Below are 14,089 nucleotides of genomic sequence, written 5' to 3'. Positions count from 1 at the left end.
TTCCGGTAGGTCCTGTGGTTCCAGTAGGCCCAGTGATGCCGGTAGGTCCAGTGTTTCCAGTAGGCCCAGTGATTCCGGTAGGTCCTGTGGTTCCAGTAAGCCCAGTGATGCCGGTAGGTCCAGTGTTTCCAGTAGGTCCAGTGATGCCGGTAGGTCCAGTGTTTCCAGTAGGTCCAGGTGGCCCATCAGGTGGTCCGGTAGGCCCGGTGTCGCCAGTAGGTCCAGTGACACCAGTAGGCCCAGTGTTTCCAGTAGGTCCAGTGACACCAGTAGGTCCAGTGTCGCCAGTAGGCCCGGTGTCGCCAGTAGGTCCAGTGTTTCCAGTAGGCCCAGTTGGTATTGTAAATGTTGGAGTAGGTGATAATGTAGGTCCAATCGAACTTGGATCTAATGCAGCTCCATGTAAGTATTCATGAGAGTCGAATTGATTCTCCTTTGACATAATTCACCTCCAGTATACTAACTCTATACTAATAGATGCCCAGTGGAAGTGGAATATGAAAATTATTGGTTAATAAAGGATGGAGCACTGGTGTTAAAAAGAAAAATTAATAAAAGCGTTATTTTATTGCTAAATGTATTTAAAAGTTTTAAACAGGCTTTCTAAAATATAGAAAGGGAATTTTTGTTTATATAATTTATATTATTAAAAATTCCCCTTCATTTATGAGTATGGGTATAGGAACTGGTAAGAACTTAAGGTAATGGGAGTCTTGCTGCAGAAAAACTATACGATGCTGGTTCTGCGAAACTTGTAGTTTTGCCATCTATTGAAGCGACAAATGCTACACGTACGGTATCACCTGGATTTAAATGGTATATAGTGGATAAGCTAAAACCAGCATAACCAGTAGTTCTAATTACATCTTTACAAACGGAATCACTATTCACAAATATATCAAACATCGCAAAATAAGAAATACTGGAGTTTACAGTGTCAAATGCAAAATTTGCATTAATTTGGTATAAACCTTCCTGTTTGGCTGTAAAAGTATTTATACCATCATATTCATTATTAATATCAAAAAGTACATTTGGATAATTCACCGTATGATAATCAAAAGAAGTAAAAAATTGGGGGTCAACTGCTGAATTTGCCCTAAATGCAGATTCTATAGCTCCCGGACCAGTAGGCCCAGTGATACCAGTAGGCCCGGTGATACCAGTAGGCCCAGTGATACCAGTAGGCCCGGTGATTCCAGTAGACCCGGTAGCTCCGGTAGGCCCAGTAGTATAGTGAGATCGTTCTTTGCATGAGCGCCGTTTTTTATGTGAATCCAAAATATCACCTCATTTATATAAAATTTTAATAGCATAAATTATTTTATGAATTTTAAATTTTATCAGCTTGTATGCTTGTCCATTTGTACTGAGTTTTACAACAAAAATTTCATTTTGTCATAAATAAAAGAGCAGTTAGCCCAGTCTAACTGCTCCATAAGATATTAAAGAGAATTGGTTTGAAGATCATGTAGCCGAAATTCAAGGTGAAGAAGGGTTGCAGGTTATTTATTGGGGCAAGCCTTGAACAGGAATCTATCGCACTAAATTTGTCCTTTCTGGATACAACGTGTTTGTTTCTGGTGATATTGGTGAAGCGGTGTATAACCTTACATGTCCAGCAACATTAGAAAATATTAAAGGATTCAATTTAGGATATTTCACTGGAAAGTTAACGGCATTTTGTGAGGGGCGTTGGAATTTCGATGAAGAAAAGGCTAAAAAGGAACTTGATGAATATTGGAAAGAATATGATATAAACGAAAGGGAGGACGGACAAGAAATATACGATGGAATTATTTCAGCCATTGGTGAGAGTACATCTATGGAAAGTTACCATTTTTGGTTAAATGATGTTTATCATAATAGCTCATTAGATTCGGAAGCACTAGAAGATTTATTGGATTTTGGTAAAAGATTGCCGCGTCGTTTAATTGGCTACTGGTTGGGATTACAAATGGCCATTGAACAATTAGAAAAAAACAAACCTGCAGCAGAAGCAGTGACTTTATAGCAAAATCCTTATTTAAATAAAAGAAACCCCGATTGTCTGCGGGGCTCCTAAGGGTAATCGTCAAGTAATGACGTACTCGACTAATTAACGATATCATGAATTTTTTGGTAAAAGTACTGGTAAATGCGTCCAAATAAATAAGGTCATCATTTTGAACAAAAATGCTATTTTATAAAAAAGAGAAGCACTTGACCAGGGTGCTCCTCTTAATGCCAATACACAATACCTATTCAATTATAATGCATATGCGTTAGATATGTAACAATTACCCATGTGGTAAAAAATTCATTTTTTGTTAGTTTAAAACCAAAAAGAGCACTTAATAAAGTGCTCTCGTGACGAGATTTATTTTGTAATGACTATTTCAATTTATAAAGATAGGAACACAGAATATTATATGTATCTACTGCGAGTTTGGTACGTTTTCACAAAGTAAAAGAACAGCTAGCAAAAGCTAACTGCTCAAATCATTAGACGCTAGTAATATTAAAAGAAGTACTTAAAATTGGTTATGAATCTGAAAATAGCTTTTGAATATTGTTTGTTGCCACTAGGCTAGTTCATTTACCTATCTATTGAGTACAAATGTGTTATTAAGGATTAATTCCTATCCCCTTGAAAGAAAGCTATCACTCCGGTGGTGGCTTTTTTTATTTTTTTAGATGAAACCAGACAGTTTGAGTGTTGGATTTTTATCGTGGTATTCTAAATGTAACCTGGGGATATAAAAGAATATTAAGGAGAGATGGAGAAATGTCATACTACGATAATGAGGTTAGAAAAGAATTAGAAGTTGAAAAAGTTTATACGGGAAGAGAATTAGCTATTTTTATGGATAATGCTCGAGATAATATAATGGTTCTTTGTGATCAAAATCGTTCATTCGATATGAACAGTGAAGATAAATATAAAATTTTTAATAGATTAGATACATATTCGCATACACATTATGATTATAGCCATCAGGTTAACCGGAAAGTGGTATACATCGTAAAGAGAGTTTACTAAAAAAAGCATCCAAAACGGGTGCTTTTTTCTTTGTTATATAGAAATTACACATTAAACATGAAGATGGACAAAATGGACATTTATGTGGTGGAGCATAAAAAGAAGCCAGTAGTAATAGAAGCATTTAAGTTTTATGTAGACTCTATACCAGATTGGTTTATGGATAAAGTATCATCTAATGCTATTGTTCTTCATAATTGCAATTACAAAAGATACGGAATTGACGAAGCTTATTGTGAAATACAAACTTTAGAAGGTGTAATGATTGGTAAAGGTGGAGATTACATCATTAAAGGTGTTAATGGTGAGATTTATCCATGTAAAGCAGATATATTCAAAAAGACTTATGAAGCTGCAGATGATGTTGTGAGTATGGTAAGTAAGGAAATGGCTCAGTTAGCAAGAGTTAGATCATATCAAAATGATTAAACAAATAGCAATTATCGTAGGCGATACCGTGATCTTGGTGACGTCTTGTTTGTTGTTAAGGAAAGATAAGGGGAAAATAAAAAAGAGAGCTAATGCTCTCTTTTTTAGCGGTACGGTAATTAATCGCAGATTGGTATCCCGAGCACTCTTAAAGCTAATGCTACTTGAAGAGAAATCTCTAATCTAGCAATTTCAATACCAGCTACTGAAAGAACTAAAAAAGGTTGTCCATTTACAAACAAAACGCAACTATCCATGGTTACGCCTCCTTTCTAGCAATCTACTATAGTATATGGATTAAATTTTAATATGTAATAGTCGGATTAATTGATTTAAAAAAATTAATAGATTAGCCCATTTAAACAAAACAAACGAACACAACTATTGAAAATAGAGGAGTGGGATAGACTTGCAAATTGAAATATTATTAGTCTAAAACATAAAACATAAAACATAAAACATAAAACATAAAACATAAAACATAAAACATAAAACATAAAACATAAAACATAAAACATAAAACATAAAACATAGACTAGTAAACAAGCTGTTTTCACCTTTTAATCATAGAATATGATGAATTCTATTTTTAGAGGAGGGAATCATATCTATGGGATGGAATAATAATTTTGGGCATTCTCGAGATTGTAAAAGTTTTTGGGATGATTTGGTATTTTGTGGATGCGGTCGTAGACACAGAAGAAACGATTTTAACGAATGTCATTGTAGACGTAATCATGACTGCGATTGTGACAAGTGTCGTCGTAGACGTAATCATGACCGCGATCGTGACGAGTGTCGTTGTAGACGTAATCATGATCATGGTGAACATCGAGATTGGTAAAGTCTTTTGAAAGAGTGCTTATCTTAATAGCACTCTTTTTTAATTAGTACTTATTAACTAGAAGGATGCAGTTTCGATTTTATTTGTCATTTAACAAAACAAACGAAAACAATGTCCCGAATGGCTCTACCTTATATGGATATAATAGAGTAATCGGAATTTAATTAAATCGATGAAAGATACTTAGATTGATACGACTAGTGATAACCCATACAGTACTTTTCTGCTCACTGTCATGGCGGGTGCTAACCAGTTAGTTGGAAAGGGATCATAAGAACATCTTACGAATTACTTAGCGGTTAAGAAGTCAGGGGGCTAATGCAGATGTGGTAGAAAAAGATCATTATATTATTCTTTCAGAGGGGGATAATTAGGATGTTGAAATGGATAAAGAAACTGTATTCAAAAAAAGCCCACCCTGCATTGTTTGTGAGAAACAAGAAGGTGAGCTTCACTTAAAAGAAACGAATTAGATTTGTGGAAATTGTGCCCTAATTACGCATGAACAAGGTATTGAAATAGATAACTATACTCTTTTACACCTTATTCCATAAATAAGAAAGTTGGTGGGCTTCTGATTCAAGAGCTATTAAATGATCATTATTAATAGAGTTATTCGTATACATTCTGTTCTTTTGGATGTTAAGGACTGTATAATTCACATCTTTATATTCATTTGAAAATGTTGATTCATTTAATAATGTTAGTGTTGAGTTGATGTTATATTTATCAATTCGCTCTTTTTTTCCTTTGAAAAACAGTTTAATAAGATGCGGCTCATCATTAATGAGCAAACCGAGTTCAGGTGACGAGCGGACGATTAAATTATCTGATAACCAATGTGATTTACCTGGATCAAACCAAGAGACGTCTTTGTTTTTAATAAATTTTTTGTACTGCCTTATAACATCAATGTAGTTTTGCTTTTTCTTCTGGTCAACAGTTTGTACTAATGTATCAAAACAGTCAAAAGGTAGTTTGTTTTTATGAAATTTAATAACAGTTTCTCGCAATTGTTTCCAGTAATCAAAAACCGGGTGATATTCAGGTTGAGATTTTATATTCTTTACAAAATTTGTTTTAGCTGCACTACTTTTCAAGGTGAAGTCTAAAAATTGTGTAAGTCCCACTTTAATTTCCGCCATGGTACACCCCCTTTCCAAACATTACTAATTCGATATTGGAAAGGGAAATCCTGCATTTTTAAGGAGGTGAGTGAAGCGCGCTATCGTTAAAATGACGAATAACGTGCTTTTTTATTTTCTTTATAAAGCGCATGCATATTCATTGATTTACAGATGTGTGTGACGTGAGCAAAGTGTTTTTGATAAATGGTTATAAGGTGGAAATAAACGGAAATGCAATTATACGAAAAAAGGTCCTGTTGTTTCCAACAGGACCTTTCCTAAAATGGCAAAGAGTAACTCTTACCTTACTCTTCTCGTATATAATACCTGAAAAAGATAGATGTGTATACAACAAGAAATTCCAATATAATTATTCGAATATAGTGTTTAAAAATAAAGAGGTGGAATTTTAAATAAGGAATTAAATGACAAATGCTGATTTGTCAGGTGATTGAAATAGATCTCTATCGAATTGTAGTTAATAAAGTGATATTGAGATAATAAGATATGTAATTTTGCATACCGGTTGTAAAAAGTGAACAAGGGTATAAAATATCTAAATAATACGGAAGTTGCGGGAGAGTAATACTAAAATTTCATTTAGCTATTTACTGTATGAAATAAATTCATTTGAATAGAAACGAAAAATAGAGGTTTGCCTTAGTCATTTATGAAAGTCAAGAATATTTATAACAATAGGAGTAAATACACAGGTCCGATTTTTGTAATGATGGAGGAATTGATGTGGATATAACTCAAAGTATGGCACGAATAGTGGTTAATGGGAAAGATCTTCCGTTTAGTTCAGTTAGAACTTCTGTATGGAATCAAGGACCTGTAAATGATTTAATTGTTTCGACAAACCTGAGAGTCGAGGAGCTTTATCAGTTTATGTGGTCGCAAGTGCCAGTAATGCTTGCGATGTATTTTCTTCAAGGGGCGGACTTAATGCGGTTTGCAAGAATAACTGGGATTAATCAAAGTATAACGAGGGAATATATATATCATTTCTCTTGGAGCTAAAATGAATGTAAAGTAGCATAACAGCTGCTTTTTTATTTTGCAAAGGAATTTAGAAGGTGATGAATAGGAGGTTAATAATGGGGATGACATTAGAAGAATTAGAAAAGTGTTATAATAAAGCCTTTATTGAAGGAGCAGAGTACGTAGCTGTTCAGATTGAAATGGATGGATTTCATAGCGATGAAGTAATTATTAACGACAAATACAGTATAGATTCTAAATTAAAGTATTATAAGAAAACATACAATGAAAATTTAGAACATAGATGGATTCCAGGGATTCGTATTGTAGGTTTTGCATATGGCTATTCGTTCTCAGAAATTCTATATGAATTAGGGTTGCTAGTGAAGTAATGATTAAATAAATAGCAATTATTTTACGCGATGCCGTGATTTTAGTGGCGTCTTTTTTGTTGTGAAGGAAAGATATAAATAAAAAAGAGAGCCTAAGCTCTCTTTTGAATAGATACTTAACGTTTATGCACAGATTGGAATTCCCAATGCTATTAGGGTCAATGCTACTTGAAGAGAAAGTTCTAATCTAGCAATTTCGATTCCAGCGACTGAGACCACTAAAAGAGGTTGTCCATTAACGAACAAAACACAACTTTCCATACTTACGCCTCCTTTCGAGTAATCTAATATAGTATACGGATAAAACTTTAATACATAATATTAGGATTGTTGAATTTAATAGAATTGATAATTTAACCTATGGTATAAAAAATTTAAGTAGAGTAACAGCTGATTTATTAACACCATTTATGAAGGGCAAGAATATATTAGGAGTATATAAAAACGTAGGAGTGGTAAATATGTTCTTTGCAAAGTTACGCGGTAGGAATGAAGTTCCACCAGTAGAAACAGATGCTCGAGGAGAGGCTTTCTTTAAATTAAACCTGGACAAGCTTAGCCTAAAATTCAAATTAGATTTATTCGATATAGAGGATGTAGTAGTTGCTCATCTGCATCTTGGATCAACAGGAACGAACGGTCCTGTTGTAGCTTTTTTATTTGGACCTATAACAAATCCAGTTTCAATAGATTGTGCAACCCTCACAGGAATGATTACTCAAGATGATTTGATTGGGCCGTTAGCGGGTCAAACATTAGGTAACCTTGTAAATGAAATCATCTCTGGAAACATATATATTAATGTTCATACAGTACAACATCCTAATGGTGAAATTCGAGGACAATTGAATTATTGTTAATGAATTAAAGTAGTGAAAAATAAAACATCCGTTTAGGGTGTTTTTATTTTGTGGTGGGTGTATAGATAAGTAATCTACTTTTAGTAATCTTGAACATTCATTTCCATAATTTCGAAAGTAGTCGAATTTAAAAAGTAATTATCAGAAACTTGTTAATGAAATGCCCCTCCAAAATTTAAATTAGTATTAGTAGAGGAACCTTGTAAATGAAATATGAAAGTGTAACAGATAATAAAAATCTTTAAACCTAATCAAATCTAATAGATTAACTCTCGGCACCCACTGAAATAAAGAATCATAACATAAATTGTAATTACTTTTACGGAAGTGAGCTGAAAATAATGTTTTATTCATATTTTGCTTCTCCAGCAGGTATACGACCAGCGTATGGTACATCAATAACGTTTAGCGGAGCACAAAGTACAGTTCAAGCTGTTCAACAAGCGTTACAAATGCAACAACAAATGCAGCAACAAGGTATCCAGCCGTATTATTCATCTATGGAGTATTTTTACCCAGTGCATCAAATCACACCGTATGGAAGTTCTTTTCTTACTATCCCATATGGAACTGTATTTAATCTATAAATTGAAAGTTTAATTAGTAGGGGGCAGGTATCCCAAATTGATTATTAGTCCTCATCAATTGGACATATATGGGTAACCCGGCTCCTACCTAACTTTCTCGCATGTGCCGAATTATTTTGGATGGGTCTTATTACTCGTAAATGGCGAGGTGTATATGCAGGCGTCAAATAGTCCCCACCTACTAATTGGAAATAACCGATGTGATAATCTCCGTACATACTATAAATGGAGTTTTTTGATGAGAAGATACCGATTAAAAAAGAATGTGAATTATTTTATCATGACAAATGATGGTTAATGGCTCTTTATGAAAGGATATATGAACATATACTTATGCGAATCAGGTCGAGACGCAACAACGAAGTATATCATGCAGTACGATTATCCTATGATTATTAAAATACAAGAACAGGCGAACATCAGAACTGTTTTTTACTGATTTTGAAGGATATATATAGTCATAACATCACATATATTGTTTATAATTGTAAATAGTTATTGAAATGTATAAATGATGTTTCTTTTTTATAAATAAAAAGAAAAAAGGAAAAATAATGCAACTTTTTATTTTGCTTATTCGTGTTATATATGAAAGGAGGAGGGGGATGGAGATTGAAGAAATATATAAGGTTTATATAAACGATGTGTATCGGTATTTATTTTCCCTTTCTCGCAGTCATCACGTAGCGGAGGACTTGATGCAAGAGACTTTTTATCGAGCGTATCTTTATTTAGAAGACTATGAAAATCAAAAGGTAAAATCGTGGCTTTTTAAAGTGGCATATCATACGTTTATTGATTTTGTTAGGAAAGAGAAAAAAGAAACTTTTGTAGGAACAGAGGAATTAGAGACAATACAAGCGGGGGAATCTACAGAAGAGTACGTAGTCGCAAAAAATAGTTACGAAAAATTAATTCAGATTATTCATACTTTGCCGGTGGTGGAGGCACAAGCTATTTTATTATGTGACGTACATCAATTAACGTACGAAGAGGGTGCGTCTGTATTAGATTTAAAGTTAAACACGTATAAAAGTCACGTATTTCGTGGGAGAAAGAGATTAAAAGAATTGTTAAAGGAGGAAAAGAGTCAAAATGACAAATGATAAATCTCATTCTGAACAAGATGATTATAAAGAATTGTTACAAGAAGCTCTTCATCAAAGATCGGCTTCACTTCCTGATGGAAAACAGGAGCAAGTGTTGAAAATAGGTAAAAAAAGAGCACGTATTACGAATGTTTTAATTGTATTTACTTTTTTATTACTTATTCAACCTATTTTATATATATCTACACTCTTATATTATACATTGGCACCTACAAACGCAATGGAGATACGGAATGTAGTAAATCAAACGTTAAGTGTAACAGAACCAAATGTATTTTTGAAAGATAGGGATATGGAGCAAACATTGTTACCTCTTAGTTTGCAATTGCATTTTGATTTGTATAAAAGAGTAGGCAAGAAAGATATTCGAATAGGGGAAGAGAAAACAGATTATGTATTTAGTAGAGCGACAAAAGTAAGTCGTGAATATACAACAGATGAAAAAATTCCAGAAATCCTATATGCAGATAACGAGGTGTTGTCTCACCCTAATAACTATAATACGTCGTACAATAGTAGCGATGAAGCGCAAGTATTAAAAGGCCTTCCGCAAGAATCTGTTGTAGAAGCATTTGTATCTTTTAGGGAATTATTAAGTGTACAAGAGGTAACAGATATGTTTTCTACTATTGATATTGTGTGGTATGCCGTTAATACAGGATTAGAGGAGAAGCAAATGAATAATGAGGGGATGTATGTAGCCCCGATTGGTTTTCCAGCAGATATAATTTCAATGCCAAGTGGTGCTTTTGCAAGTGATTCATCTCATGAGGAACAATTCATTGATGTTTTAAAGTCATTACAGAAGCATGAAAATTTAGCAGTGAAGCTATCTAGAGCGAAAGTATTAGAGTTGTCAAAGCGTATTTCTTTCCTTGAAAAAAATGGGGTAAAAACATACGGGGCAGTTGTAACTGGGCCTAAAGTAGAAATTGAAAAATTGATGAGCCATGAAAAAGTTAGAAACTTGAAAGTAGGTGAAGTGAGGTTATGGAATTGGCATTCTTAAAAAAAAGAAAGAATTATATTTATAAACAGGAAACGTGGATGGGGACTATTTCATTAATTATTGCCTTTCTAGCGTTATTGTATTTGAACATTATATTGCTTATTCAAGAAACATTCATAGGTAAAGGTTTTCTGCAAATAGTTGGGATTGGAGTGGTGTGCTCAGTTGTAGGTATGATTACAAAAAGCAAAAGTCGAAAATATGCATTGTGGGCATGTAGTTTATTTGTTTTTATGCTGCTGTTTGCTGTATTTGGATTTATGTTAGGTTGGATGATAAGCTTTGGGCCATAAATATGTGGGGAAGAGCGAATGTAGATTCGCTCTTTTTGTATTGAAAGTAAAATAGATAAGAGAAGAATCCATTAAATTTGAATGGATTGCACTATACATCTAGGTTGTGTTTTTATTAATATGATTTCCTCTCAAGTGTATATAAATAGGCGACTAGTATAATGCTAAAACAATAGCTCGTCCAATCATCACGAATTCCTTTTACATAATATGTAGTAATAAGCATGAAGGGGGAACTAGTATGTATTGCTATTACTACTGTAAGTATTGTAAAGAGTATAAAAAGGAACAGCATGATTGTTGTAAGAACACGAGTAAGTGTAATGACAATAAGGATAAGTTTGTTAGGGTATCAGCATTTAGAGCTAGAAATACGGTGGATCAAACGGTTCCTGCCAATACTTTTGTAAAGGTATTGTTCCAAAATGAACAATTTGATTTGGCAAATGAGTATAATCCCGCAACTTCTATTTTTATTCCGAAGACTAGAGGGGTTTACTCTATTATTGGAACGATTGGTTTCTTTCCAAACGATCCTACCTTAAATTATAGAGCTCGTGTAGAAATTCGTGTGAATGGAAACGCAGCAATAGCTATAGATAATGACTTTTTCGGTCCAATCAGTTTTGGAAATGTAGTAAGTGTTTCGACAATCATTCAATTGAATGAAGGAGATCAAGTTGAGGTTTATGCGCAAAGTAGCATAGACGGAGTTTTAAGTCCTTCAGAAGACGGTTCACATTTTGAAGCGGCAAGATTCCCTTCTCCAATTAAATAAAGAAGAGAATAAAATAATTTTCAGTAGGTTTAGTGAATCCCCTTTACCAAATGGTAGGGGATTATTATTGTTTTTCTAAAATATATAAGTAAATAGGTTAAATCTAGTTTATTTCAGCAGCATTTCGGATGATAGGAAGTAAGGGGGAAAGAGCTATCTTATTTTGAGTATTATATTTTCTATAGATAATAAAAAGAGTACAACGAAACTAGTAACATGATGGTGAAAGTTCTTTACCATTACATTTGCTAGTTATTTTACGTCTTTTTTCTTTACTATATAGAAATTACATATTTAACGTAGGTTTGTGTAGGTACTGTTATTGTATGGAAAGGAATAACAGTAAGGAAATTACACTATATAAAAATAAAATAAATCCTAAGATGAGTAGTATTGGATGCAACTTGAACATGTTTGACCTCCTTGAGTATATAAAGATTTTAATTCATCTATGGTCAATTTAGAAGGGAAATGTTTTAGATGAATCACGTTTGAATAAATATACTAATGTAACAGAGGAGTGAGAGTATAATTAATAAAGGAGTATTGCTCGGTACACCTTGATTAAATTGTTTATAAAGAGCAGGTGGATTTATCACACGTGAAATATAAAAGTGAACAGGTTTATATGTACAGGATGAGGGATAAATAAAAAAGAGCATACACAAATGGTACGCTCTAAAGAAAGATAGGTTTTATGAGTGGATAATCTCCATACGATAATATATGCTCGGTTAATAAAAACGTGTGAAAAATCAATAGATTATCAATGGAATATCATGAAATGAGTAATTGTGGTATTTACCGAAGTTGTTTAGCTAACTAAATAGTTAGGATTATGAATAGTACAGATTAACAACCAGATAGTGATCGCACTTCCGTTTCGTATTTCTTATAGTCTGGATATTGCGTAATAGTTTGACACTTAGGTGTGGAAAGTTGATTAATTATAGAAACATTGGTAATTACCTCGTTACAAGGGCCGAAGAATGTAATTTTTAGTTTGGAATTTGGTGGAACTTTGACCACGATCGGTTTTTTTTTCATGAAATCAGCTCCTAAGATGCAGTATTGTATACTGCATTTTTTTGTTTCAATTATAAAGTCTTATTAATATATAATATGAAATTTTAGTTGAGTTGATAATGATATGGAGCTTTATAGCGTGATCATTATGTAGCAAATTAGTAGAAGTATAACTGGTAAATTGTATATTTTGAAAAAAATATCGATCCCCTGTAATATTTGAACAAAAAGAACATGATACATAGTTTTTTCAAATGAAATGAATTACATGTGGAAAACACATTGTTAACACAAGTATACTGTATAGTTATTCTTATATAATAATAAAAGTGAGGTATTTTGAATTGAAAAAGAAAAAGCTATTTTTAGGAACAATTATTTCATGCGTAGTACTGGCATTATCGGCATGTGGTTCCTCAGACAACGTAGTAACATCAAAAGTAGGAAATGTTACAGAGAAAGAGTTAAGTAAGGAATTAAGACAAAAATATGGGGAAAGTACTTTATACCAAATGGTGTTAAGTAAGGCGTTGCTAGATAAATATAAAGTTTCAGATGAGGAAGCAAAAAAACAAGTAGAAGAAGCAAAAGATAAAATGGGTGACAACTTCAAATCGACTTTAGAGCAAGTTGGATTGAAAAATGAAGATGAATTAAAAGAAAAAATGAAGCCAGAAATCGCATTTGAGAAAGCAATTAAATCGACTGTTACAGAAAAAGATGTAAAAGATAACTATAAACCAGAGATGAAGGTAAGTCACATTTTAGTGAAAGATGAAAAGACTGCTAAAGAAGTGAAAGAAAAAGTAAGTAACGGTGAAGACTTTGCGGCTTTAGCGAAGCAATATTCAGAGGATACTGGTTCAAAAGAACAAGGCGGAGATATAACTGGTTTTGCTCCAGGGCAAACGGTGAAAGAATTTGAGGAAGCTGCATATAAATTAGATGCAGGACAAGTAAGTGATCCGGTAAAGACAACTTACGGTTATCATATTATTAAAGTGACAGATAAAAAAGAATTGAAGCCATTTGATGAAGTAAAAGATCAAATTCGTAAAGATTTAGAACAGCAAAGACTACAAGATACAACAGGTAAATGGAAACAACAAGTAGTCAATGATTTATTGAAAGATGCTGATATTAAGGTGAATGATAAAGACTTTAAAAATACATTTGAATTTCTAGAAAAGAAATAATGACTGTAATTAGAAAAGGGAACCTTTATAGGTTCCCTTTTCTAGTTAGTGTGTGAGTTATAAATAGATAGTAAGACAATACAATATTACATTTAAATATTAAGAATTACAATGGGAATTTATGTAATTCTTATAAAGGTGATTAATCATTACTTCATAGAATATTGATATTATAATGTTTTATTTGTTTAATTTCATTAAATATAAAGTTAATTTATTAATTGTATTTCACTATTTGTAAGCAGTATGATTTGCGTGGGCTAATTATTAGCCGGGAATGAACAAAACTTGAATTGATTTAAGTTTTACTTTATTGGTGTTAATAAACATAATTTGCAGAATGAAACATACAATAATATTGATGTTATATGAAGGGGAAAGTAGAGCATTCTAATAAAATGGATGTTCTTTTTAGTATGGAATTTTCAGAGGA

Annotated in this window: 18 protein-coding genes and 2 pseudogenes; 14 read left to right on the top strand and 6 right to left on the bottom strand. The window is 33.0% G+C overall.

The features are described 5' to 3' along the window. The coding region (locus tag F8162_RS23385) for an exosporium leader peptide-containing protein (protein WP_413226580.1) at positions 1 to 442 on the bottom strand (442 nt) is incomplete at its 3' end. Between the two features lie 254 nt (positions 443 to 696). Further along, positions 697 to 1,281, bottom strand: coding sequence for a collagen-like protein (locus F8162_RS23380; RefSeq protein WP_151630273.1), 585 nt, complete (start codon positions 1,279 to 1,281; stop codon positions 697 to 699). A 163-nt stretch (positions 1,282 to 1,444) separates the two neighbouring features. Here F8162_RS23380 and F8162_RS23375 point away from each other — a divergent pair. From F8162_RS23375 to F8162_RS23370, 3 genes and pseudogenes are all read left to right on the top strand, one after another. Continuing rightward, positions 1,445 to 2,014 (top strand): annotated as a pseudogene (locus F8162_RS23375) (hypothetical protein). Between the two features lie 753 nt (positions 2,015 to 2,767). Beyond that, on the top strand, positions 2,768 to 3,022 hold the full coding sequence (locus F8162_RS28900) for a hypothetical protein (protein WP_192797660.1): 255 nt from the start codon (positions 2,768 to 2,770) through the stop codon (positions 3,020 to 3,022). A 72-nt stretch (positions 3,023 to 3,094) separates the two neighbouring features. Beyond that, the gene (locus F8162_RS23370; protein WP_225990176.1) at positions 3,095 to 3,451 is read left to right on the top strand and encodes a hypothetical protein; all 357 of its coding nucleotides are present in this window, start codon (positions 3,095 to 3,097) and stop codon (positions 3,449 to 3,451) included. 119 nt (positions 3,452 to 3,570) lie between these two features. On the opposite strand, the gene F8162_RS23360 is transcribed toward F8162_RS23370, so the two are convergent. After that, positions 3,571 to 3,708 carry a DUF3956 domain-containing protein gene (locus F8162_RS23360; protein WP_080377444.1) on the bottom strand — a complete coding sequence of 46 codons (138 nt, stop codon included), beginning with the start codon at positions 3,706 to 3,708 and terminating at the stop codon, positions 3,571 to 3,573. Positions 3,709 to 4,061: 353 nt separating this feature from the next. Here F8162_RS23360 and F8162_RS23355 point away from each other — a divergent pair, with 353 nt between their 5' ends. Together F8162_RS23355 and F8162_RS29150 are read left to right on the top strand one after the other, a co-directional pair. Next, the gene (locus F8162_RS23355; RefSeq protein WP_151630276.1) at positions 4,062 to 4,295 is read left to right on the top strand and encodes a hypothetical protein; all 234 of its coding nucleotides are present in this window, start codon (positions 4,062 to 4,064) and stop codon (positions 4,293 to 4,295) included. A gap of 163 nt (positions 4,296 to 4,458) precedes the next feature. After that, positions 4,459 to 4,551 (top strand): annotated as a pseudogene (locus F8162_RS29150) (recombinase family protein); the annotation flags it as partial. Between the two features lie 280 nt (positions 4,552 to 4,831). Here the strand turns inward: F8162_RS29150 and F8162_RS23345 are convergent. Then, positions 4,832 to 5,440, bottom strand: a complete 609-nt coding sequence (locus tag F8162_RS23345) for a hypothetical protein (protein WP_151630277.1) — start codon at positions 5,438 to 5,440, stop codon at positions 4,832 to 4,834. A gap of 726 nt (positions 5,441 to 6,166) precedes the next feature. Between F8162_RS23345 and F8162_RS23335 the strand changes: the two genes are divergently transcribed. Together F8162_RS23335 and F8162_RS23330 are read left to right on the top strand one after the other, a co-directional pair. Continuing rightward, on the top strand, positions 6,167 to 6,445 hold the full coding sequence (locus tag F8162_RS23335; RefSeq protein WP_151630279.1) for a hypothetical protein: 279 nt from the start codon (positions 6,167 to 6,169) through the stop codon (positions 6,443 to 6,445). Positions 6,446 to 6,522: 77 nt separating this feature from the next. Continuing rightward, positions 6,523 to 6,798, top strand: coding sequence for a hypothetical protein (locus tag F8162_RS23330; protein ID WP_000525902.1), 276 nt, complete (start codon positions 6,523 to 6,525; stop codon positions 6,796 to 6,798). A gap of 123 nt (positions 6,799 to 6,921) precedes the next feature. On the opposite strand, the gene F8162_RS23325 is transcribed toward F8162_RS23330, so the two are convergent. Further along, the gene (locus F8162_RS23325; protein WP_000443219.1) at positions 6,922 to 7,059 is read right to left on the bottom strand and encodes a DUF3956 family protein; all 138 of its coding nucleotides are present in this window, start codon (positions 7,057 to 7,059) and stop codon (positions 6,922 to 6,924) included. Between the two features lie 200 nt (positions 7,060 to 7,259). Here F8162_RS23325 and F8162_RS23320 point away from each other — a divergent pair, with 200 nt between their 5' ends. From F8162_RS23320 to F8162_RS23290, 6 genes are all read left to right on the top strand, one after another. Then, positions 7,260 to 7,658: a CHRD domain-containing protein gene (locus F8162_RS23320; RefSeq protein WP_151630280.1), complete on the top strand. Its 399-nt coding sequence runs from the start codon at positions 7,260 to 7,262 to the stop codon at positions 7,656 to 7,658. Positions 7,659 to 7,999: 341 nt separating this feature from the next. Continuing rightward, on the top strand, positions 8,000 to 8,245 hold the full coding sequence (locus F8162_RS23315; RefSeq protein WP_151630281.1) for a DUF3947 family protein: 246 nt from the start codon (positions 8,000 to 8,002) through the stop codon (positions 8,243 to 8,245). Between the two features lie 605 nt (positions 8,246 to 8,850). Beyond that, positions 8,851 to 9,351 (top strand): sigma-70 family RNA polymerase sigma factor, encoded by a 501-nt coding sequence (locus F8162_RS23310; RefSeq protein ID WP_151630282.1) that lies wholly within the window; start codon positions 8,851 to 8,853, stop codon positions 9,349 to 9,351. Next, entirely contained in the window at positions 9,341 to 10,363 is a 1,023-nt protein-coding gene (locus tag F8162_RS23305; RefSeq protein WP_151630283.1) for an anti-sigma factor, read from the top strand. The genes F8162_RS23310 and F8162_RS23305 overlap by 11 nt, the downstream gene beginning before the upstream one ends. Continuing rightward, complete coding sequence (locus F8162_RS23300; RefSeq protein ID WP_151630284.1) at positions 10,345 to 10,656, top strand: hypothetical protein; 312 nt, start codon at positions 10,345 to 10,347, stop codon at positions 10,654 to 10,656. The genes F8162_RS23305 and F8162_RS23300 overlap by 19 nt, the downstream gene beginning before the upstream one ends. A gap of 241 nt (positions 10,657 to 10,897) precedes the next feature. After that, a complete protein-coding gene (locus F8162_RS23290) occupies positions 10,898 to 11,434 on the top strand; it encodes a C1q-like domain-containing protein (protein ID WP_151630286.1) in 537 nt (178 codons plus the stop codon). A gap of 852 nt (positions 11,435 to 12,286) precedes the next feature. Here the strand turns inward: F8162_RS23290 and F8162_RS23285 are convergent. After that, the gene (locus tag F8162_RS23285; protein WP_151630287.1) at positions 12,287 to 12,481 is read right to left on the bottom strand and encodes a hypothetical protein; all 195 of its coding nucleotides are present in this window, start codon (positions 12,479 to 12,481) and stop codon (positions 12,287 to 12,289) included. 323 nt (positions 12,482 to 12,804) lie between these two features. Here F8162_RS23285 and F8162_RS23280 point away from each other — a divergent pair, with 323 nt between their 5' ends. Next, positions 12,805 to 13,656 carry a peptidylprolyl isomerase PrsA gene (locus F8162_RS23280; RefSeq protein ID WP_151630288.1) on the top strand — a complete coding sequence of 284 codons (852 nt, stop codon included), beginning with the start codon at positions 12,805 to 12,807 and terminating at the stop codon, positions 13,654 to 13,656. Positions 13,657 to 14,089: the final 433 nt, after the last annotated feature.

Source organism: Bacillus sp. CH140a_4T (assembly GCF_008923725.1).
Lineage (GTDB): Bacteria > Bacillota > Bacilli > Bacillales > Bacillaceae_G > Bacillus_A.
The sequence above is the reverse complement of the archived record's forward strand: the minus strand, read 5'-3'. Positions and strand labels throughout refer to the sequence as shown.

Excerpts from the sequence above, each read along its gene's own strand:
- F8162_RS28900 (WP_192797660.1), top strand. The coding sequence starts at position 2,768 with ATGTCATACTACGATAATGAGGTTAGAAAAGAATTAGAAGTTGAAAAA.
- F8162_RS23370 (WP_225990176.1), top strand. The coding sequence starts at position 3,095 with ATGGACATTTATGTGGTGGAGCATAAAAAGAAGCCAGTAGTAATAGAA.
- F8162_RS23360 (WP_080377444.1), bottom strand. The coding sequence starts at position 3,708 with ATGGATAGTTGCGTTTTGTTTGTAAATGGACAACCTTTTTTAGTTCTT.
- F8162_RS23355 (WP_151630276.1), top strand. The coding sequence starts at position 4,062 with ATGGGATGGAATAATAATTTTGGGCATTCTCGAGATTGTAAAAGTTTT.
- F8162_RS23345 (WP_151630277.1), bottom strand. The coding sequence starts at position 5,440 with ATGGCGGAAATTAAAGTGGGACTTACACAATTTTTAGACTTCACCTTG.
- F8162_RS23330 (WP_000525902.1), top strand. The coding sequence starts at position 6,523 with ATGGGGATGACATTAGAAGAATTAGAAAAGTGTTATAATAAAGCCTTT.
- F8162_RS23325 (WP_000443219.1), bottom strand. The coding sequence starts at position 7,059 with ATGGAAAGTTGTGTTTTGTTCGTTAATGGACAACCTCTTTTAGTGGTC.
- F8162_RS23320 (WP_151630280.1), top strand. The coding sequence starts at position 7,260 with ATGTTCTTTGCAAAGTTACGCGGTAGGAATGAAGTTCCACCAGTAGAA.
- F8162_RS23315 (WP_151630281.1), top strand. The coding sequence starts at position 8,000 with ATGTTTTATTCATATTTTGCTTCTCCAGCAGGTATACGACCAGCGTAT.
- F8162_RS23310 (WP_151630282.1), top strand. The coding sequence starts at position 8,851 with ATGGAGATTGAAGAAATATATAAGGTTTATATAAACGATGTGTATCGG.
- F8162_RS23305 (WP_151630283.1), top strand. The coding sequence starts at position 9,341 with ATGACAAATGATAAATCTCATTCTGAACAAGATGATTATAAAGAATTG.
- F8162_RS23300 (WP_151630284.1), top strand. The coding sequence starts at position 10,345 with ATGGAATTGGCATTCTTAAAAAAAAGAAAGAATTATATTTATAAACAG.
- F8162_RS23290 (WP_151630286.1), top strand. The coding sequence starts at position 10,898 with ATGTATTGCTATTACTACTGTAAGTATTGTAAAGAGTATAAAAAGGAA.
- F8162_RS23285 (WP_151630287.1), bottom strand. The coding sequence starts at position 12,481 with ATGAAAAAAAAACCGATCGTGGTCAAAGTTCCACCAAATTCCAAACTA.